Annotated in this window: 13 protein-coding genes; 6 read left to right on the plus strand and 7 right to left on the minus strand. The window is 71.2% G+C overall.

Translation table 11 applies throughout. The annotated features are described in order from the left end of the window. Positions 1-12: 12 nt before the first annotated feature. Positions 13-1,356: a D-arabinono-1,4-lactone oxidase gene (locus DFO65_RS03425; protein ID WP_113903030.1), complete on the minus strand. Its 1,344-nt coding sequence runs from the start codon at positions 1,354-1,356 to the stop codon at positions 13-15. 29 nt (positions 1,357-1,385) lie between these two features. After that, entirely contained in the window at positions 1,386-2,633 is a 1,248-nt protein-coding gene (locus tag DFO65_RS03430; protein WP_113903031.1) for an amino acid deaminase/aldolase, read from the minus strand. A gap of 51 nt (positions 2,634-2,684) precedes the next feature. Here DFO65_RS03430 and DFO65_RS03435 point away from each other — a divergent pair, with 51 nt between their 5' ends. Next, positions 2,685-4,337, plus strand: a complete 1,653-nt coding sequence (locus DFO65_RS03435) for a succinic semialdehyde dehydrogenase (RefSeq protein WP_113903032.1) — start codon at positions 2,685-2,687, stop codon at positions 4,335-4,337. 15 nt (positions 4,338-4,352) lie between these two features. Here the strand turns inward: DFO65_RS03435 and DFO65_RS03440 are convergent, their stop codons facing one another. Both DFO65_RS03440 and DFO65_RS03445 read right to left on the minus strand, forming a co-directional pair. Then, positions 4,353-6,218, minus strand: coding sequence for a penicillin-binding transpeptidase domain-containing protein (locus DFO65_RS03440; RefSeq protein WP_113903033.1), 1,866 nt, complete (start codon positions 6,216-6,218; stop codon positions 4,353-4,355). 149 nt (positions 6,219-6,367) lie between these two features. Beyond that, on the minus strand, positions 6,368-7,102 hold the full coding sequence (locus DFO65_RS03445) for a response regulator (protein WP_181778600.1): 735 nt from the start codon (positions 7,100-7,102) through the stop codon (positions 6,368-6,370). A 204-nt stretch (positions 7,103-7,306) separates the two neighbouring features. Here DFO65_RS03445 and DFO65_RS03450 point away from each other — a divergent pair, with 204 nt between their 5' ends. Next, positions 7,307-7,759 carry a MaoC family dehydratase gene (locus tag DFO65_RS03450; protein WP_113903194.1) on the plus strand — a complete coding sequence of 151 codons (453 nt, stop codon included), beginning with the start codon at positions 7,307-7,309 and terminating at the stop codon, positions 7,757-7,759. Between the two features lie 12 nt (positions 7,760-7,771). Here the strand turns inward: DFO65_RS03450 and DFO65_RS03455 are convergent, their stop codons facing one another. From DFO65_RS03455 to DFO65_RS03465, 3 genes are all read right to left on the minus strand, one after another. After that, a complete protein-coding gene (locus tag DFO65_RS03455; protein ID WP_245940445.1) occupies positions 7,772-8,989 on the minus strand; it encodes an acetyl-CoA C-acetyltransferase in 1,218 nt (405 codons plus the stop codon). An 88-nt stretch (positions 8,990-9,077) separates the two neighbouring features. Then, a complete protein-coding gene (locus tag DFO65_RS03460) occupies positions 9,078-11,120 on the minus strand; it encodes a sensor histidine kinase (RefSeq protein WP_113903036.1) in 2,043 nt (680 codons plus the stop codon). A gap of 72 nt (positions 11,121-11,192) precedes the next feature. Then, positions 11,193-12,935, minus strand: a complete 1,743-nt coding sequence (locus DFO65_RS03465; RefSeq protein ID WP_113903037.1) for a 2Fe-2S iron-sulfur cluster-binding protein — start codon at positions 12,933-12,935, stop codon at positions 11,193-11,195. A gap of 126 nt (positions 12,936-13,061) precedes the next feature. Here DFO65_RS03465 and DFO65_RS03470 point away from each other — a divergent pair, with 126 nt between their 5' ends. From DFO65_RS03470 to glgB, 4 genes are all read left to right on the plus strand, one after another. Next, complete coding sequence (locus tag DFO65_RS03470) at positions 13,062-13,352, plus strand: metal-sensitive transcriptional regulator (protein ID WP_113903038.1); 291 nt, start codon at positions 13,062-13,064, stop codon at positions 13,350-13,352. A gap of 135 nt (positions 13,353-13,487) precedes the next feature. Then, entirely contained in the window at positions 13,488-13,700 is a 213-nt protein-coding gene (locus DFO65_RS03475; protein WP_113903039.1) for a heavy-metal-associated domain-containing protein, read from the plus strand. A gap of 176 nt (positions 13,701-13,876) precedes the next feature. Then, positions 13,877-15,907: an alpha-1,4-glucan--maltose-1-phosphate maltosyltransferase gene (locus DFO65_RS03480; RefSeq protein WP_113903040.1), complete on the plus strand. Its 2,031-nt coding sequence runs from the start codon at positions 13,877-13,879 to the stop codon at positions 15,905-15,907. 44 nt (positions 15,908-15,951) lie between these two features. Then, positions 15,952-19,734: a 1,4-alpha-glucan branching protein GlgB gene (glgB, locus tag DFO65_RS03485; protein WP_113903041.1), complete on the plus strand. Its 3,783-nt coding sequence runs from the start codon at positions 15,952-15,954 to the stop codon at positions 19,732-19,734. The last annotated feature ends 1 nt before the right edge of the window (position 19,735 follow it).

Raw genomic sequence — 19,735 nt, forward strand, 5'->3', positions numbered from 1 at the left:
AACGTCGGGTCCTCAGCGGCGTCCGAACAGGGAGTCGGTGTACCTGTTGCCGAACGTGGCGCGCGGATCGAGGGCGTCGCGCAGACTGCGGAACTCGTCGAACCGCGGGTAGATCTCCCGCAGTTCCTCGGGCCCCAGGGTGTGCATCTTGCCCCAGTGCGGGCGGCCCCCGTGGCTGCGGCAGATCCGCTCGACGATGCGGAAGTACTCCTCGCAGTCCTCCTTGACGAAGCGGTGCACCGCGATGTACATCGATTCGCGTCCGCAGGCGGTCGACAGCGGGACGTCGTCGGCTGCCGCGGAGCGGACCTCGAGCGGGAATGAGATCCGCCAGCCGCGTGCGGCGATCGCGTCCCTGATCTCCCGGATCGCCGCCGGCCCCGCGTCGAGGGGAACCGCGTACTCCATCTCGTTGAACCTCACCCGCCGAGGCGTGACGAAGACATCGTGTCCCGGCGCCCGATAGGTCCGGTCGGAGACCGCCGCCTGCGCGAGCCGGTTGATCCGCGGGACGAGGGCCGGCATCGCCGCACCGAGCTCGCAGGCCAGGCGCAGCGCCCCGTTCTCCACCACTTCCTTGTCGAGGAAGGTGAGGACGCGATTGCGGACCCCCGCCTCGGCGAGGTGAGCGGGAGCGGCGGCGCCGGCGGGCACACGGGTGTTCGTCTTCGTCAGCGCCGTCGTCGTGTGCGGGAACCAGAAGAACTCGAAGTGATCGGCCGCGCGCATCTTCTCGACCAGGCCATCGAGGAGCTCGTCGAGGCCGGCGACGACCTCCTCGGCGATGAGGTCGAAGGCGGGGACGCACTGGAGTTCGATCTCGGTGATGATGCCGAGCGCCCCGAGGCTGACCCGGGCGAGATCGAATGCGTGCCTCTCGGCGGCCGGCCCGTCCGGGCTGAGTTTGCGGACGGCTCCGTCGGGGCCCATGAGCGTGAGCGCGGTGACGGTGCCCGCGAACCCGGTGAAGCCGAGCCCGGTGCCGTGGGTGCCGGTCGAGATCGCCCCGGCCAGGGCCTGCGGGTTGACGTCGCCCTGGTTGGCCAGGGCCAGTCCGTGGGGTCGCAGCAGCGTCGGGATGTCGCGCAGCCGGGTCCCGGCGTGGAAGCGCACCCGGGCGCTCGCCTCGTCGACGGCGACGATGCCGCTCAGCCGATCGAGGTTGACCATGACGTCGTCGCCGGCGGCGAGCGGGGTGAACGAGTGCCCCGCTCCGACGACGCGGATCCGCCCGCCGCGATCCGCGGTGCGGGCGACGAGTGCCCCGAGCTCCTCCGCCGAGGTGGGGCGGACGAAGGTGCGCGGGTGGGCGTGGATGTGGCCCGACCAGTTCCGGAATGTCTGTCGTGTCGGCATCTCTGTCCTTCTCCGTGCGGGGGACGGTCTCACAGCACCCAGCCGTGTCCGCGGTAGGTCGTCCACCGCTCGGCGATGCCCGCCCCGGAGACGACGAGGAACTGTCCGAAGTGCTCGGCGAGCTCCCCCGCCTTCGCGTGGCGGAACCAGACGAGGTCGCCGATCCCGAGGTCCTCGGCCCCAGGGCCGCGCAGCGGGGTCTGCACCTCTCCGGCGCCCTCGAGTACCGCGTAGTCGAGGCCGGGTGGCCAGGCGATCGTCGGCAGGCGGTCGGGTCCGGGGACTCCCGAGGCGATGAGTCCGCCCTTGAACACCGTCACCCAGCCGGGGCCGGGTCGGCGCACGACCGGTGTCGCGAAGTAGGCGGCGGGGCGGTGACGGAAGTGGGCATAGCCGTCGAAGAGCCCCGGGGCGAAGAGCCCGGAGCCGGCGGCGACCTCCGTCAGCGTGCCTTCGGCGGCGCTCGACTCGAGTGATCCCGTCCCGCCGCCGTTGACGAACTCGAGGTCGGCGACCTCCCGGACACGGGCGACGATGTCCTTCCGCCGCACCGTGAGCTCCCTGGCCGAGAGGGTCTGGAGGCGACGGACCGCCGCCCGGGCGGGCGACCTTCCGGCGTCGGCGGTGCCCGCGATCTGCCCTTCGTAGGACATCAGGCCGACGAGGTCGAATCCCGGCCGATCGACGACGTGGCGGGCCAGCGCCACGGCCGATTCGGCGTCGCGGATCGGTGACCGGCGGGCGCCGATGTGGAGGCGATCGCCCAGAAGCCCTTCGCCGAGGCGGTAGGAGGCGTCGATGTCGATGCAGATCCGCACCGCGTCCCCCGCCCTCGCGCCGTCCGCGCGTCCCGCCGCGCCGTCCGCTGCGTGACCGGACTCGCTGCCGTCCTCCCGTCGGACCTCGGCGATGAGCTCGAGGTGACGGGTGCTGTCGATCATCAGGGTGATGGTCTGCCGGGCTTCCACGCTCGCGAGCAGCCGCCTCAGCGCCGACCGGTCGACGCTCGGATAGGCGACGACGATGTCCCGGATCCCCCGCTCGACGAGCATGAGGGCTTCGGGCAGCGAGTAGGCCAGCACCCCGGAGAACCCGGGCGCGGCGAGCGCCCGCTCGATCGCGGCCAGGACGCGCAGGGACTTCGAGGCGACGCGGATCGGCAGTCCGCCCGCCCGCTCGCTCAGCGCCCGGGCATTGGCGTCGAAGGCGTCGCGGTCGATGACGGCGACCGGCCCGTCGACTCCGCGCAGAGCGTGACGCAGTTCACGATTGACCATGAGAGGTAGTCTAACCGGTAGGTAACTTGGTGCCTCACGATCGGAGAGACGATGACCGTCGACCAGGAGCCGGCGCGCCCCTCGGTGCCCGCATCCCCCGAGCACCGCGCATCCGGCGGCCCGGAGCCCTCCTCCACCGGGGTGCCGGCGACCGCCCGGTCGCACCTCACCCCGCGCCTGGAGGAGTTCCTCGACACCTCCCCCTACCGGGAGGCCTCAGGGAGCGGGGATCCGAGCATCGGCGTCGAACCGTTCACGGGGCTCGAGATCTCCCGGTTCCGGACGAACACAGCGACCGATGTCGATCGGGCCTTCGCCTCGGCGCGCATCGCCGCTCGCGCCTGGGCTGCCCGGACCCCCGCCGAGCGGGCCCGGGTCCTCATGCGACTGCATTCGGCGCTGCGCCGGCACGAGGACCTCCTCCTCGACATCGTCCAGTACGAGACCGGCAAGGCCCGCATCCACGCCTACGACGAGATCCTCGACACCTACAACGTGTGCCGCCACTACGCGGTGACCGCGCCGAGGCTGCTGCGACCGGTCCGCCGTCGCGGCGCCGTCCCGGGCCTCACCCGCACGGAGGTCGATCGTCCGCCGCTCGGCGTCGTCGGCTTCATCACCCCGTGGAACTATCCGCTCACCCTCGGCGCCACCGATCTGTTCGCGGCCCTCGCCGCCGGCAACGCCGTCGTCCACAAGCCGGACAGCCAGACGACGCTGACGGCGATCGCGATGCGCCGGCTCGCCGTCGCCGCCGGACTGCCCGAGGACGTGTGGCAGCTGGTGCCCGGCGAGGTCGACGAGGTGGGGCCGGCCCTGCTCGCGAATGCCGATGGGCTCTCGTTCACCGGGTCCACGGCCGCCGGACGCCGCATCGCCGCCGAGGCGGGTAGTCGCCTGCTGCCGACCGCGCTCGAGCTCGGCGGGAAGAATCCCCTGCTCGTGCTCGCCGACGCCGACATCGACGCTGCCGTCGCCGGTGCCATCCGGGGGTGCTTCGCCTCGGCGGGGCAGCTGTGCCTGTCCATCGAACGCATCTACGTCCATCACAGCCTCCATCCCGAGTTCTGCTCCCGGCTCGCCGAGGCGGCCGCCGCCCTGGAGCTCGGCGCCGACTACGACTTCGGCCCGTCGATGGGGTCACTGGCCGGCCCGCGACAGTTCGAACGGGTCCGCGCGCACGTCGACCAGGCGGTCGGGGCCGGGGCGCGCGTGCTCGCCGGAGGCCGCCCCGTCCCCGAGGCGGGGCCCTACTTCTATGCCCCGACCGTGCTCACCGAGGTCGGGGAATCCGCCGATCTGCACCGCGAGGAGACCTTCGGCCCGGTCGTCTCGGTGCATCCGGTCTCCTCCGACGCCGAGGCGGTGCGTCTGGCCAACGAATCCGACTTCGGCCTCAACGCGAGCGTGTTCTCACGCGGACGGGGACGGCAGACGGCCCGGCGGCTCGAGGCGGGGATGGTCAACGTCAATGAGGCCTATGTCGCCGCGTGGGGGTCGGTCGACGCACCGTCCGGCGGCGTCAAGGCCTCGGGCCTCGGGCACCGGCACGGCGCAGAGGGGCTCTATCAGTTCACCCGCGCCCGGACCATCGCCGAGCAGCGGCTCGTCCCGATCGCTCCGTTCGGCCCCCTCGATCAGCGGGGCTTCGCCCGGGTCATGACCTCGGCCTTCGCGGTCATGCGGGCCCTGCGCCTGCGCTGAGGCGACCGCGGGCGCTCAGCCGAGCGCGGTGAAGAACTCCTCGGCGACCGGCACCGCGGCGTCGGCGCCGAAGCCGCCGTCCTCGACGAGGACCGCCACGGCCATGTCCCCCTGATAGCCGGCAAACCAGGAGTGCGTGCGCGGAGGACTCTCGCTGCCGTACTCCGCCGTGCCCGTCTTCCCGTGCACGGGCTCGCCGGGGACATCGTCGAGCGCGTTCGCGGTTCCGTCGGTCACCGCCCGGCGCATCATCGACTGCAGGTCCTCGATGCTGCCGGGCTCGAGCACCCGTTCGTCGAGCTCGGTCCGTTCGTCGGGGAGGACGAGGAGCGGGCTGACGGAGTCGCCGTTCGCGACCGACGCCGCCATCACCGCCACCGCCAGCGGGCTGGAGACGACGTTGCCCTGGCCGATCATCTGGGCCGCATGGAGGACAGGATCGTCATCGATGGGGACCTCGGACATCGTCGAGCCGACGCCGAGGTCGTACTCGCCCATCCCGAGGTTCATCGCGGCGTTGGCGACGTCGGCGCTCGAGACCTTCTGCGCGGCGTCGACGAACGCGGTGTTGCACGATTCGGCGAAGTTCTCCTCGAAGGCGACCTCGCCGAGCACGTGGTCCTCGGCGTTCTTGAACGACTTGCCGTCGACCGTCGTCGTCTTCGGGCAGTCGACCATCGTCGACGGCGAGATCCCGGAGTCGAGCATGGCCAGCGCCGAGGCGACCTTGAAGACCGAGCCGGGCGGGTACTGGCCGGTCAGCGCCCGGTCCCAGGCGGCCGCATCGGGATCGTGGTTGGCCACGGCGACGATGTGCCCGTCGCTGGGGCGGATCGCCACGAGGGCCGCGGGCTTCCGCGCGGTCGCCGCGGCCGCGTCGGCGGCCTCCTGCACCGTGACGTCGAGGGTGGTCTCGAGGTCCTCTCCGTCGCGGCCGGGGAACTCGTGGAGGAGAACCGGCTCCCCGTCCCCGCCGGTGGCGAGGATCTGCTCGTTCGCCGGCCCGCGCAGCTGCTCGTCGAAGGTCTTCTGCAGTCCGCTCCGACCGACGATCGTCTCCGGGGTGAGTTCTCCCCCGGAGGCCTCGATGTCCTCGGCCGACGCCCGACCGGCCGTGCCCAGCGTCGCGGCGGCGAAGCCCTTCGTCCGGTTCAGCGGCTGGGTGCGGGTGGCGAAGACGGTGCCGGGCAAGTCGTGGATGGCGTCCTTGACGGCCTCGTAGTCGTCCTCGCGGAGGGTGATGACGGGAACGAAGTGATCGGGCTCGGCTGCGTCGATGCGCGTGGTCAGCGCCTCCCCGTCGATGTCGAGCTCCTTCTCGAGGGCCTTGACCGTGCTCTCCTCGACGCCGGAGGGCCGGACCCCGACGTCGATCACGGTCCCGTCGGCGACGAGCGACTCGCCGTCGGCACCGAGGATCGAGCCGCGAGCGGTGGGCGTCGACCGGGTCTCGAGCACTCCGCCGGGCTCGAGCTCGGGATGGAGGGCGGCTTCGGTGAGCGCGGCCGACCACAGCAGCCCGTTCCTCTCCAGCGGAAGCCGCGCATCGTACTCCCAGGTCTCGTCGTCTTCGTTCGTCCAGGTCCAGTGCAGGAGGGCGACCGTCGCATCGCCCTCGGTGTCGATCCCGGTGAGCTCGACGCCGCGGGTGTCGACGAGGTGCTCGCCGAGGTTCTCGACCACGGTGTCGTGCAGCTTCTGTGACGCACCCGCGTCCGTCCAGACCGAGGAGTCCAGGGAGCCGCTGCGGAGGTCGGCGACGGCCGCCTCGGCGGCGGAACGCGCGTGGACCGGCAGTTTCACATAGGCAAAGGCCCCTGCCGCGATGAGCAGCACGAGGACGATGGCCGCGGCCGACACTGCCCGGGTTCTCTTCGACATGGCTCCATCATCGGCGCGACCGTGAGCGGAAGTCCATTCCGCCGCCCACCCCGCCGAGTTGGGTGCGCCGGCGGCGGGACCAGGCCCGCCGGACGACGGCGGCGGGAGCGGGCCGTCCGTGGGCGTCGCCGGCGGGCGGCGACGGGAGTTCAGATCTCGTCGTCGACGACGGTGTACTCGAGCACGGGCCGGCCCGCCGCGCCGTAGCGGGGCCGGCGCTCGAGCATGCCCGCGTCCGCCATCGCCTCGAGATAGCGTCGGGCGGTCACCCGGGACACCCCGAGGCTCTCGGCCAGCTCGGCCGCGGACTGCCCGGGGTTCGCGCCCAGCGCCGTCCTCACCTCCGTCTGCACGGCATCGGGAACGCCCTTGGCCGTTGCGGTCACGGTCTGGGTGCGCAGCGCGGCGATCGCGGTGTCGACGTCGGTCTGGGTCACCTCGCCCTCACCGCTGTCGGTGCCGAGGCTGTTGCGGAACGAGGAGTAGGCGTCGAGCTTCGACTTGAAGACGGGGAAGGTGAACGGCTTGATGATGTACTGGGCGACGCCGTAGGACAGCGCCTCCTGGACGATCTGCATGTCGCGGGCGGCGGTGACCGCGATGATGTCGACGTCGACGCGGTGGGCGCGGATCGCGCGGCAGACCTGCAGCCCGTGGCCGTCGGGAAGGTTCATGTCGAGGAGGACGAGGCCGATGCCCTCGGGTTCGAGGCCGATGATCTTGCCCGTCAGCGCCGCCATCGCCTGGGTCGCGTTCTTCGCCACCCCCGCGGTGTGGAAGCCGTCGATCCGGTCGACGTACTTCGCATGCGCTCGTGCCGCGACAGCCTCGTCCTCGACGACGAGCACACCGATGCTCGAGACAGACGTTCGTGTTCCTGGCATGCCGTCAGTCTAGCCGCGCCGATTCCCGCCACCTGAGGGATCCGTGTTCCAAGCCCGGCACATCTCGGACACACCCGCGACGCCCGGATGCAAGCGGCCGACGCTCCGCGCTCGGCTCCCGCGCTGATGGGACGTCCGTTCAGTAGCATGGGCAGTGATCGCACCGGGCACGGACGCCTCGGCGACGAGAAGATGGAGGAAGCGATGCGCGTACTGCAGGGGACCGGGGGGCTCGAGGAGCTCGTCGGACAGGAGCTGGGCACCTCGGAGTGGGTGCTCGTCGACCAGGCGACGATCGACGCCTTCGCCGCCGCCACCGACGACCACCAGTGGATCCACACCGACCCCGAGCGGGCCGCGACAGGCCCCTTCGGGACGACGATCGCCCACGGGTTCTTCACCCTCAGCCTGCTGCCGAAGTTCTCGACGGAGATCTTCACCCTCGAGGGACCGAGCGCGAAGATCAACTACGGGCTCAACAGGGTTCGCTTCCCGCAGCCGGTCCCGGTCGGCTCCCGCCTCCGCGACACGGCGACCCTCAAGGAGGTCGCGCGCACCGCGAAGGGCACCCAGCTCGTCATCAGCCACGTCATCGAGATCGAGGGAGCCGAGCGCCCCGCCTGCATCGCGGAGATGGTCACCCTCGTCATCGAGTGAGTCCGCGCCGGCTCAGACCCGCTCGAACACGGCCGCGATGCCCTGACCGCCGCCGATGCACATCGTCTCGAGGCCGTAGCGGGCGCCTCGGCGGTCCATCTCGCGCAGCAGGGTCGCCAGGATCCGCCCGCCGGTCGCCCCCACGGGGTGGCCGAGGGAGATCCCGGAGCCGTTGACGTTGAGCCGGGCGAAGTCGTCCCTGCCCAGCCCCCATTCCCGGGTGACGGCGAGCGCCTGGGCGGCGAAGGCCTCGTTGAGCTCGATGAGGTCGATGTCCGACAGGCTCAGTCCGGCCCGCTCGAGTGCCCGGGCCGTAGCCGGGACGGGACCGATGCCCATGGTCCGCGGCGGAACTCCCGCCACCGCCCAGCTGACCAGGCGACCCAGCGGCTTGAGTCCCTGCGCCTCGGCGGCGGCGCGGGTCGTGACGATGGCGGCGGCGGCCCCGTCGTTCTGGCCCGAGGCATTGCCGGCGGTCACCGTCGCCTCGGGGTCGTCCGCGCCGAGGATGGGGCGCAGCTTCGCGAGCTTCGCAAGCGAAGTGTCCGGGCGGATGTGCTCGTCCCTGTCGACCTGGGTCTGCGGGGTCTTGCGGGTCGCGGGGATCGTCACCGGCACGATCTCCTCGGCGAAGCGTCCGTCGTCGGCCGCGGCCGCCGCGCGCTGGTGGGAGGTCAGGGCGAGCTCGTCCTGCTCCTCCCGGCCGATCCCGTACTCCCGGCGGAGGTTCTCCGCGGTCTCGAGCATGCCGCCGGCCACGGGGTGGAACCGGCCGCCCGGGGTGGAGCGTCCGCGGCTGAGGGAATCGGTGAACTCGGCGTTGCCGCCGCGCACTCCCCAGCGGATCGTGTCGTTGTAGAAGGGCGCGTGGGACATCGACTCGACCCCGCCGGCGATGACGAAGTCGCCGTTGCCGGAGCCGACGACGAGGGCGGCGTCGATGACGGCCTGGAGCCCCGATCCGCAGCGGCGGTCGACCTGCTTGCCCGGCACCGTCACCGGCAGGCCCGCGTCCAGCGCGGTGACACGGCCGATGCAGGGCGCCTCGGCGGTCGCATAGCCCTGGCCCATGATGACGTCGGCGACGAGCTCGGGATCGAGCCCGGTGCGCGCGATGAGCTCCCGGACGACGGTCGCGGAGAGCTCCTGGGCGGGGATGTCGCGGAACTGGCCTCCGAATCCCCCGATCGGTGTCCGCAACGGTTCGCAGACGACGATGTCCTGATCCACTGTTCCTCCTCCTGCACGGTCGAACTGACTCAAGGGGAGCCTACGCCCCCTCCTCGCCGCAACGGCCGCGGATCTCATTCAACGGTAATCACGCGGGCTCCGCGGAGACCGTGGCGATCGGCCCGGTGGGCGGGTTGCCGCCCGCCCCCGCGCGCGGAGGCGCAAGCCCGCGATCGGGCAGCCACACGGTGAGCACGGCGCCCTTGAACTCGTCGCCGGGCTCACCGCGGCCCTGGACGTCGATGGCCCCGCCGAGGCGGCGGATCGCCTGGACGACGAGGGAGAGCCCGACCCCGCGCCGCCCGGTCTGCTGCCGCCCGTGCCCGCGGTCGGAGTCGATGCCGTCGTGCTTCGTCGACCATCCGCGCTCGAAGATCGCGTCGAGGTGCTCCTCGTCGATGCCGGGACCGTCGTCGCTCACCTCGATCGTGAAGCCGCCGGACCCACCCGCCCCGCCGAGGTGGACATGCACCCTCTTGTCCTCCGGCAGCACGTCGGGTCGGCTCAGCGCGTCGAAGGCGTTGTCGATGAGGTTCCCGAGGATCGTCGCAAGGTCCCGGTCGTCCCCGCCGAGGCGACCCGTCAGTTCCGCGGTGTCGACCGTCATCTCGATCCCCGCCTCGGCGGCCTGGGCGACCTTCGACCGCAGCAGGGCGGAGAGGACCGGGTGGTCGAAGCTCATCTGGCCGTCGCCGGTGACGCGGTTGAGGTCGTCGAGGTCCTTGGCCGCGAAGTCGATCGCCTCGTCGACGTGCCCGGTCTCGAGCAGGGACACGACCATGTGGAGGCGGTTGGCGTACTCGTGGGTCTGCGAGCGCAGGGAGTCGGAGAACGAGCGCACGGAGACGAGCTCTCCGGAGAGCTCGGCGAGCTCAGTGTGATCGCGCATCGTCACGACCCAGGTGTCGCTGCCGGCGTCCGTCGGCTGCTGGTTGACGACGAGGACGCGCTCGTCGGTGTAGTGGATCTCGTCGCGGGCCCAGCGCCCCGAGGAGAGCAGGTCGAGCAGCGCCGAGGGGATGTCGAGGTCCTCCAGGCGCATCGCCTCGGCGGGGATCGTCGCGCGGACCGGATCCTCGACGTCGTCTCCCGTCGGGCCCTCGACCACGGTTCCATCGGCTTCTCCGGTCGGCCCACCTCGCCCGGTGCCGTCGGCGGTCGTACCCCGGGCCGCGGAGGGCAGTCCGAGGAGCTCGCGCGCCTCGGCGTTGATGAGGACGATCCCGGCGGAGCGGTCGACGAGGAGCAGCCCCTCCGAGACCGCCTTGAGGACGGAGGAGTAGAACTCGAGCATGTTCCGCAGCTCGGTGGCGCCGTAGTCGCCGGTGACCCGGCGCAGCCCCCGCGAGGTCACCCACGACGAGCCGATGCCCATGACGAGGGTCGCGATCGCGATGCCGATGAGCCACTTGCTCTGCGGGATGAACCCCGAGCGCACCGAGTCCGCGGTGCTGCCGACGATCACGGCGCCCACGACCTCCTCGCCTCCGGCGCCGGGCGCCGTGCCGCTCGCGGGCCGGCCCGAGGAGTCGAGGTGGCGGGCGAGGATCGGGGTCACGGCGTACATCGTCCCGCCCTCGGGTCCCCCGTCCTCGATGAATCGGACGGCCGAACCGCCCTCGGCCAGCCGGGAGCCGTCGATCCGCACCGCGAGTCGATCGAGGGAGTCCTCCGGGACGGCTCCCGAGTTCGAGGTGACCAGCTGGGAGTCGACATCCTCCTGCCGGCCCGAGGTCCCCAGGGAGGGCGGTTCGTCGAGGTAGTCGATGGGGACGATCGCCGCGGTGTCGAAGTCGTACTCGTCGATGATGCTCCCGAGCATCGGCTGCAGCTTCTCCTTGGCCGGCGGGGCCGGGAACTCGGCGCCGGCCTGGGCGTCCTCGAGCTCGATGAGGCTCAGCGACAGGGAGATGCTCTGCGCCGCCGAGCGGAGCAGGTCCTGCTCCCGCTTCATGTTCAGCTGGGAGAGCTGGATGTAGAGCAGGCTCGTCGTGAGCACCATGATGCCGACGAGCATGACGGAGTTCGCGAGCAGGATCCTTCCTGCCACACCGAAGCGGACCCGCCTGCTCAGACCGTTGACAGGGGCGGCGAGGAGACCCGACACACCGGCACGCTGATCCCTGGGCATGGGTCCATTCTGCCATCGGCGCACTCGCCGTCCGGTCCCACCGCGATCGCCGCCCGGAGCGGTCGCCGAGCCTCAGATCCCGAGGCGGATCGGACCGGCGGGAACGGCCGAGCAGGCGAGGACCTCGTCCGCGGCCGCGCGGGCGACCGGTTCCACGGGATAGTCCACCCCTCCTGCCCGCAGGGGCAGGGCGCAGGTGCCGCAGGATCCGCCACGGCACGAGCTCGACGCGGGCACGCCGCGGGCCTCCAGGGCGTCGAGCAGGGTGCCCTGCTCCGGTTCCCAGACGAAGCTCGTTCCCGAGTCCTCGAGGGTCACCTCGGCGGGACCGTACCGCGCCACCGCCTCGGACAGGTCGGGGCTCGGGGACGCGAACGTCTCGCGGTGGATGCGGCGCACTCCGGCCTCGGCGGCCGCGGCGAGGACCGTCCGGGTGAATCCGGCAGGGCCGCAGACGAGCGCGGAGTCGCAGCCGCGCAGCCACTCGACGAGGTCGGCTCGGCTCGGCCGGCCCGACCGCGCGGTGTCGTGGAGCCGGGCCTCGACAGCGATCCGTCCCAGGCCCCGGGCCCGGTCCAGGACCCGGTCCCACAGCCGACCCGTGCGCCCTCCGCGATCGACGTGGATGAGCCTGATCCTGTCGGCCGCGGGCGGCACGGCGCCGCGCAGGAGCGCGAGCCCGGGCGTGATCCCGATTCCGGCGGTGACGAGCGCGGTCGTGCCCTCGAACACCCGGGCGGCGGTCATCGTCCCATGCGGCCCGGAGACGAGGATCCGCTCGCCGACCTCGAGACCGGTCACCGTCCGCGACCCGCGGCCGAGGACGCGGACGGCGATCCGGACGACGTCCCCGGCGACCTCGGTGATCGTGTACGTCCGCCAGAAGGGCCCGTCCCGATCGAGGTGCACGCGCAGGTTCGTGCCCGGCTCGTCGTGTCCGCCGATCCACCCGAGCTCATCGCGCAGCACGATCTCGACGATCCCGTCCCCGACCGTCGTGCGCTCGACGACGCTCATCATCCTCGGCGTCCGGTCCCCGGCGATGAGTTCGGCCGGGGCCTCGCCCTCGATCTCGATCGCATCGCCGGTCCGCGCGATCCCGGAGTCGAGGATCCTGCCGTAGACGCCGCAGTGGAGGTGTCCGCACGTCGCGGCGAGGATCCGCGGGACGTTGACGTCCACCTCGGCGGTGGCGGGGTCGACCGTCGTCGCCGGGCACCGTTCGATGGACTCGGTGATGGCCACGCGCGCCTCGCCGAGGCGGACGATCGTGCCGATGAGCCCGAACTCGGCGAACGGCGCGAGGCCCTCGACGAGGACGTTGCCGCGGAAGCGCAGAGGGTCGAGGTCGCCGCCGAGGGCCGCGACCGTCGCCGGGTTGATGATCGAGATCCCGGCCGACCGGGAGTCGAACATCCCCTGCTCCGCGGCGACGAGCCTGCGCCGGCAGGGTCCCTGGGCCCGGATGCGGTCGGAGAGGAACCGCGCCGAGGCTGCCCGCCGTCCGGCATCGTCGGTGCGGAACGTCGTCGCCGTGCCGTCGGGCGCGGTGAGGGTGATCGTCACAGCGGCGGCTGCGGGCTCGGCCGACGCGGGCGAGGCGCTCACCTGCCATCCCTGCAGGCCGGTGTCGTTCTTGAGCACCGTGAACGCCGAGTACCTCTGCCAGGAGCCGTCGGGGACGTCGACGCTGCCGTTGGTCAGCGCCGCGGCGCGATCGCCGACGATGCCCCGGCCGCGGCGGATGTCGGCCGAGTCGATCCGCTCGGCGGGGAAACCCTTGACGGGGAAGCGGTGGAGCTCGGCGATGCGCATGGCTCGATTGTAGGAGTCGCACCCGTGCGCGCGCCCACGCGCCCGCGGATGCGACTCGAGCACCTGGGCGCGCGGATGCGCCTCACGCACCTTGACCCATACCCTGTTGGGGTATAAGGTACGGTCATGACAGAGCAGCATGGATACACCCCGCAGAAGGACGCCCTTGCTCGGCGGATGAAACGGATCGAAGGACAGGTCCGGGGGATCGCGAAGATGATCGATGACGACAAGTACTGCATCGACATCCTCACCCAGGTCTCCGCCGCAACGGCCGCGCTGCACGCGGTCTCCATCAACCTCCTCGAGGAGCACATCGCCCACTGCGTCGTCGACGCGGCCTCCGCCGGCGAGGAGGAGGCCCGCAGGAAGGTCGAGGAGGCCTCCGCCGCGATCGCCCGGCTCATCAAGAGCTGACGACGACGAGCACGGCCGGATGCGATGGGCACGGCGTGACCCCGCATGCCCGAACGCTTCGGGCACGCCCGGATGCGACGGACACGGCGTGACGCGACGATGCTCCCGAGGACTGACAGCGAAGAGAGAAGGACCATGACCACCACCACGATCACCGTCACGGGAATGACCTGCGGACACTGCGTGAGCTCCGTCAAGGAGGAGCTCGGCGCGCTGCCGGGAGTCACCGACGTCGACGTCGAGCTCGTCACCGGCGGGGACTCCCCCGTGACGATCACCTCGGCGACCGCGCTCGACGACGCGGCGATCCGCGCCGCCGTCGACGAGGCGGGTTACGACCTCCGATGATGACCGCGCACCGCTGACCGACCGCTGCGCGCCGCCGACCAGCCGCCGACCGGCGCGGAAGACCGCGCGGAATCGATGTCGAGAGCATGGAAGTCCGTGCGGAATCATCGCCGGGTGAGCGGATTCGATGACGCAGACACTGTCGGGATGTGCGCGGAGCCGATACGGTCGTACATGTGACCAGAACTTCAGCAGCTCCCAGCCCCGACAGCCGACGGCTGCACTACGGCCGCATCGTCATCACCGACATCGAGCCCGTGGTCGCCGGCGGCGCCTTCCCCGCGAAGGCCACCGTGGGCGAGGACATCCCGCTGGCCGCGACGGTCTTCCGCGAAGGCCACGACCTCATCGGCGCCGAGGCGGTCCTGCTCGATGACGCCGGGGACGAGATCGACCGGGTCCGGCTCGTGGAGCGGACCCCGGGCACCGACCGCTTCGTCGGAGTAGTGCGACCGCGGAGCACCGGACGCTTCAGCTTCGTCATCGAGGCCTGGGCCGATCCCAATGCGACCTGGGAGCACGCGGCATCCCTCAAGGTGCCCGCCGGGGTCGACGTCGATCTCATGCTCGCCGAAGGGCTCAAGCTGCTCACCGCCGCCGAGGACCTGCCGGGCCGGACCGCCGAGCATCGCACCGTCCTGGCCGAGGCGATCGGCACTCTCGCCTCGGCGGACCTGCCCGCCGACCAGCGGCTCGCCGCCGCCACGAGCGCACACGTGAGGGCCGCGATCGACGCGGCCCCTCTGCGCGAACTGGTCACCGTCAGCGAGCGGATGCCGCTGACCGTCGAGCGCGAGCTCGCCGGACGGGCGGGCTGGTACGAGTTCTTCCCGCGCTCGGAAGGCGCGAGGCAGGACGAGGAGACCGGCCGCTGGATCTCCGGGACGTTCCGGACGGCGGCCCGACGGCTGCCGGCCGTCGCCGAGATGGGCTTCGACGTCGTCTACCTCCCGCCCATCCATCCGATCGGCGAGGTCAACCGGAAGGGACCGAACAACACGCTCGACCCCGGACCCGAGGACCCCGGCTCGCCCTGGGCGATCGGCTCCCGGCATGGAGGCCACGATGCGATCCATCCCGACCTCGGCGATTTCGACGACTTCGACGACTTCGTCGCGCAGGCGAACGAGCTCGGCCTCGAGGTGGCCCTCGACCTCGCCCTGCAGGCGGCGCCGGACCACCCCTGGGTGACGAGCCACCCCGAATGGTTCACCACCCAGCTCGACGGCACGATCGCCTACGCGGAGAACCCGCCGAAGAAGTACCAGGACATCTACCCGCTCAACTTCGACAACGACCTCGACGGGCTCAGCCGCGAGGTCCTGAGGATCGTCGAGCTGTGGATCGACCACGGTGTGAGGATCTTCCGCGTCGACAACCCGCACACCAAGCCGGTGATGTTCTGGGAATGGCTGATCGCCAGCGTCAACGAGAGGCATCCCGACGTCATCTTCCTCGCCGAGGCGTTCACCCGCCCGCCGATGATGCATGCGCTGGCCCAGCTCGGCTTCCAGCAGTCCTACACGTACTTCACATGGCGCAACACCCGGGAGGAGCTCGAGGAGTACCTCACCGAGCTCCGCGACGTCTCCGGCGCGTTCCTGCGGCCCAACTTCTTCGTCAACACCCCCGACATCCTCACCGAGTACCTGCAGTTCGGCGGCCCCGCGGGATTCAGGATCCGCGCCGTCCTCGCCGCCACCGCGAGCCCGCTGTGGGGTGTCTACGCCGGCTACGAACTCTGCGAGCACGTGCCGCGCCCGGGCACCGAGGAGTACATCGACAACGAGAAGTACCAGTACCGTCCCCGGGACTTCGCCGCCGCCGAGGCCGAGGGACGATCCCTGGCCCCCTACCTCCGCCGGCTCAACGCGATCCGGAAGGAGCACCCGGCCCTCGGCGATCTGCGCAACATCCGGCTCCACAGCGCCGACGACGACTCGATCCTCGTGTACTCGAAGCGCAAGGATGACGACGCGCTCATCGTGGTCATCAACCTCGATCCGCACGCCACCAGGGAGACCACCGTGCACCTCGACCTCGGGGAGCTGTTCCCCGCCGCCGGGGCCGAGAATGCGTCTGAGACCGACTTCGAGGTGCACGACCTGCTGTCCGATCAGACCTGGACCTGGGGCGAGCACAACTACGTGCGGCTCGATCCGCGCGTCGAACCGGCCCATGTCCTGCACGTGAGGACCCGGCCGTGAGCGCGCGGCCGCTGTCGGACCGGGCGGACTGAGGAGGAGTGGACATGTCGGTCAGCGGCGAACTGCTCCAGCTCCTGCACTCCTGGCTGCCGGGGCAGCGCTGGTTCCCGGCGAAGGGACGCGGAGTCTCAATCTCCGAGCTGTCGACGGTGCAGGTCTTCGATGAGCGCGGACGGGGCGGCACCGCGACCGGCAGGAACCATATCCTCCTGCTCGATTCGGGTGACCGGATGGACGTCATCCAGGTTCCGCTGACGTTCCGCACCTCGCCGCTCGACGCCCCGGACTCCGCGCACCTCGGCGAGGTCGACGATCTGACGCTGGGACGGTGCCACGTCTACGACGGCGTCCACGATCCGCAGTTCGTCCGATCCCTCGCCACGCTCATCACCGGCCGAGCCCCGCACATCGGCCGGGGACTCACCGGCCGCACCGTGGCCGGGGTCCCGCAGCCGACCATCACCGATGCGCCGACCGCCGCGTTCTCCGGCGAGCAGTCGAACAGCTCCATCGTCATCGCCGACCGCTCGGCGCCGGCCATCCTCAAGCTGTTCCGGGTGCTGTCGGCCGGCGCGAATCCCGACGTCGAGGTGACCGCGGCCCTCAGCGCCGCCGGCTGCACCGCCGTGCCCCGGACGATGGGGTGGCTCGAGGGCAGATGGTTCGACCCGGTGTCGCACGAGGAGGTGTCCGGGCACCTCGCAGTGCTCTCCGAATACGTCGCCGACTCCACCGACGCCTGGACGGCAGCGGTCGATGCGGCGCGGGACGATGTCGACTTCAGCGACTCCGCGGACCAGCTCGGGCTCGCGGTGGCCCGCATCCACCGGTCGCTCTCCGACGTCTTCGGCGCCCACCGTCCCACGCCGGCACAGTCCGTCGGCATCGTCGAGGGGCTCGCCGAGCGCGTGCGCTGGGCCATGTCGGAGGCCCGCGACGTGCTGTCCCCGTACCGGGAGCAGCTGGCCGACCACATCGACCGGCTGAGGAGGATCGGCGACATCGGTCCGGTGCAGCGGATCCACGGCGACCTGCACCTGGGCCAGGTGCTCCACTCCGCGGAGCGCGGCTGGGTGGTGCTCGACTTCGAAGGCGAGCCCCTGCGGCCGCTGTCGGAGCGTTCGGAGCCGGACTCGCCGCTGCGCGATGTCGTCGGCGTGCTCAGGTCGTTCGACTACGCGGCGAACGTCGTCGCACTCGAGGACCCGACCCACGAGGCGCTGTCGGCCCGGACATCGGCATGGGCGCAGCGAGCAGCGGAGGCCTTCCTCGCCGGATATGCTCGGGAAACCCGGCGACCGACGATCGGCACCGATCCCCTGCTGCGGGTCTACTGGCTGGACAAAGCACTGTACGAAGTCGTCTACGAGCTGCGCAACCGGCCGAGCTGGCTCCAGGTTCCGCTACGTCCGCTAGGAGCGATATTGAGCAACGAATCCGACGTCACCGGCAGCCCCGCCGCCGAACCGACCGCGACGGGCAGTCCTGCCGCCGAGTCGAATCCGGCAGGCCGCCCCGCCGACGCTGCCGATCAGCCGACCGCGACGGTCGGTCCTGCCGAGCCGACCGGCCCTGCCGCCGAGCCTGCGGATGCCACCGCACCGACTGCCTCGGAGTCCGGACCGGCGGACGGCACGGCAGCCCCACCCGCCCCGCGCCCGGTCGCCGACGACATCCTGCGCCAGGTGTCCGACGGCACGTACCACGACCCCCACTCGGTTCTCGGCGCCCACCAGGACGCCGACGGCACCGTGACGATCCGCGCCTGCCAGCACCTGGCGAAGACCGTCGCCGCCCGGACCCCCACCGAGGAGATCCCCCTCACCCACGAGTACGGCGGAATCTTCACCGCCGCATTCCGGCCCGCCGACGGCCGGATTCCCGAGTACCGGCTCGCCACCAGCTACACCGGCGACGACCTGCACCTCAGGGACGATCCCTACCGGTTCCTGCCGACGCTGGGCGACATGGACCTGCACCTCATCGGCGAGGGACGCCATGAGGAGCTCTGGACCGTGCTCGGGGCCCACCCCCGCAGCCATTCCGGCGCCGACGGCGACATCACCGGGACGAGCTTCGCGGTCTGGGCGCCGAACGCCCAGGCGGTGCGGGTGATCGGCGACTTCAACGGCTGGAACGGAGCCGGCCACGCCATGCGCTCCCTCGGGTCGACGGGAGTCTGGGAGCTGTTCATCCCCGGGGTCGGGGCGGGCAGCGTCTACAAGTTCGAGATCCTCGGCCGCCACGGCCAGTGGCTGCAGAAGGCCGACCCGATGGCGTTCGGCACCGAGGTCCCGCCGGCGACCGGCTCGGTGGTCACCGAATCGCGGTACACGTTCCACGACGACGAGTGGATCGCCCGCCGCTCGGAGACCGACCCGCATGACGCTCCCGTCAGCGTCTACGAGGTGCACCTCGGGTCCTGGCGCCTCGGCCTCGGCTACCGTGAGCTCGCCGCCGAACTCGTCGACTACGTGGTCGACCTCGGATTCACCCACGTCGAGTTCATGCCGGTCGCCGAACACCCCTTCGGCGGCTCCTGGGGCTACCAGGTCACGTCCTACTACGCACCGACCTCGCGCTTCGGGCATCCGGACGAGTTCCGCTTCCTCGTCGACTCCCTCCACCAGGCGGGGATCGGAGTCATCCTCGACTGGGTGCCCGCGCACTTCCCGAAGGACGAGTTCGCGCTCGCGAGGTTCGACGGCGAGGCCCTGTACGAGCACCCCGACCCGCAGCGCGGCGAGCATCCGGACTGGGGCACGCTGATCTTCGACTACGGCAGACGGGAGGTGCGCAACTTCCTCGTCGCCAATGCCCTGTACTGGTTCGACCAGTTCCACATCGACGGCCTCCGCGTCGACGCCGTCGCCTCCATGCTCTACCTCGACTATTCGCGCGACGACGGCCAATGGAGCCCGAACAGGGAGGGCGGCCGTGAGAACCTCGAGGCCATCGACTTCCTCCAGGAGGTCAACGCCACCGCGTATCGGCGCTTCCCGGGCATCCTCATGATCGCCGAGGAGTCGACCGCGTTCCCCGGGGTCACCGCCCCGACCAGCGGCGGCGGCCTGGGGTTCGGCCTCAAATGGAACATGGGCTGGATGCACGACTCCCTCGGGTACATCTCCACGGATCCCCTGTTCCGTCAGTACCAGCACAGTCAGCTGACCTTCTCCATCGTCTACGCGTTCAGCGAGAACTACCTGCTGCCGATCAGCCATGACGAAGTCGTCCATGGCAAGGGCTCCCTGCTGCGCAAGATGCCCGGGGACCGCTGGCAGCAGCTGGCGAACGTCCGCGCGTTCCTCGCCTACCAGTGGGCGCATCCCGGCAAGCAGCTGATCTTCATGGGCACCGAGTTCGGGCAGGAGGCCGAATGGTCCCACGATCACGGCCTCGACTGGTGGCTGACCGACGACCCGCGGCATTCCGGGGTGCAGCGCCTGGTCAGGACCCTCAACGATGTCTACCGGGACACGCCGGCGCTGCATTCGCGGGACAACGAGCCGGGCGGGTTCCACTGGCTCGACGGCGCGGACGCCTCACGCAACGTCGTGTCCTTCGTGCGCTGGGACCGCGGCGGCCGGCCGCTGGTGTGCGTGGCGAACTTCGCCGGGACGACGCACGAGGGCTACCGGCTGGCCCTGCCGTCCGCGGGCACGTGGCTCGAGCGGGTCAACACCGACGCCGAGGCTTACGGCGGGTCCGGGGTCGGCAACCTGGGGAAAGTCGCCGCGGTGGACGGTCACCACCTGGGTCAGCCGGCTCATGCCGATCTGCGCCTGCCGCCGCTGAGCGTGCTCTACCTGACCCCGGAGGAGTGAG

Origin of the sequence: Brevibacterium sanguinis, from assembly GCF_003315415.1 — a bacterium.
GTDB lineage: Bacteria > Actinomycetota > Actinomycetes > Actinomycetales > Brevibacteriaceae > Brevibacterium > Brevibacterium celere_A.

Excerpts from the sequence above, each read along its gene's own strand:
- DFO65_RS03475 (WP_113903039.1), top strand. The coding sequence starts at position 13,488 with ATGACCACCACCACGATCACCGTCACGGGAATGACCTGCGGACACTGC.
- DFO65_RS03450 (WP_113903194.1), top strand. The coding sequence starts at position 7,307 with ATGCGCGTACTGCAGGGGACCGGGGGGCTCGAGGAGCTCGTCGGACAG.
- DFO65_RS03445 (WP_181778600.1), bottom strand. The coding sequence starts at position 7,102 with ATGCCAGGAACACGAACGTCTGTCTCGAGCATCGGTGTGCTCGTCGTC.
- DFO65_RS03470 (WP_113903038.1), top strand. The coding sequence starts at position 13,062 with ATGACAGAGCAGCATGGATACACCCCGCAGAAGGACGCCCTTGCTCGG.
- DFO65_RS03430 (WP_113903031.1), bottom strand. The coding sequence starts at position 2,633 with ATGGTCAATCGTGAACTGCGTCACGCTCTGCGCGGAGTCGACGGGCCG.
- DFO65_RS03465 (WP_113903037.1), bottom strand. The coding sequence starts at position 12,935 with ATGCGCATCGCCGAGCTCCACCGCTTCCCCGTCAAGGGTTTCCCCGCC.
- glgB (WP_113903041.1), top strand. The coding sequence starts at position 15,952 with ATGTCGGTCAGCGGCGAACTGCTCCAGCTCCTGCACTCCTGGCTGCCG.
- DFO65_RS03460 (WP_113903036.1), bottom strand. The coding sequence starts at position 11,120 with ATGCCCAGGGATCAGCGTGCCGGTGTGTCGGGTCTCCTCGCCGCCCCT.
- DFO65_RS03440 (WP_113903033.1), bottom strand. The coding sequence starts at position 6,218 with ATGTCGAAGAGAACCCGGGCAGTGTCGGCCGCGGCCATCGTCCTCGTG.
- DFO65_RS03425 (WP_113903030.1), bottom strand. The coding sequence starts at position 1,356 with ATGCCGACACGACAGACATTCCGGAACTGGTCGGGCCACATCCACGCC.
- DFO65_RS03435 (WP_113903032.1), top strand. The coding sequence starts at position 2,685 with ATGACCGTCGACCAGGAGCCGGCGCGCCCCTCGGTGCCCGCATCCCCC.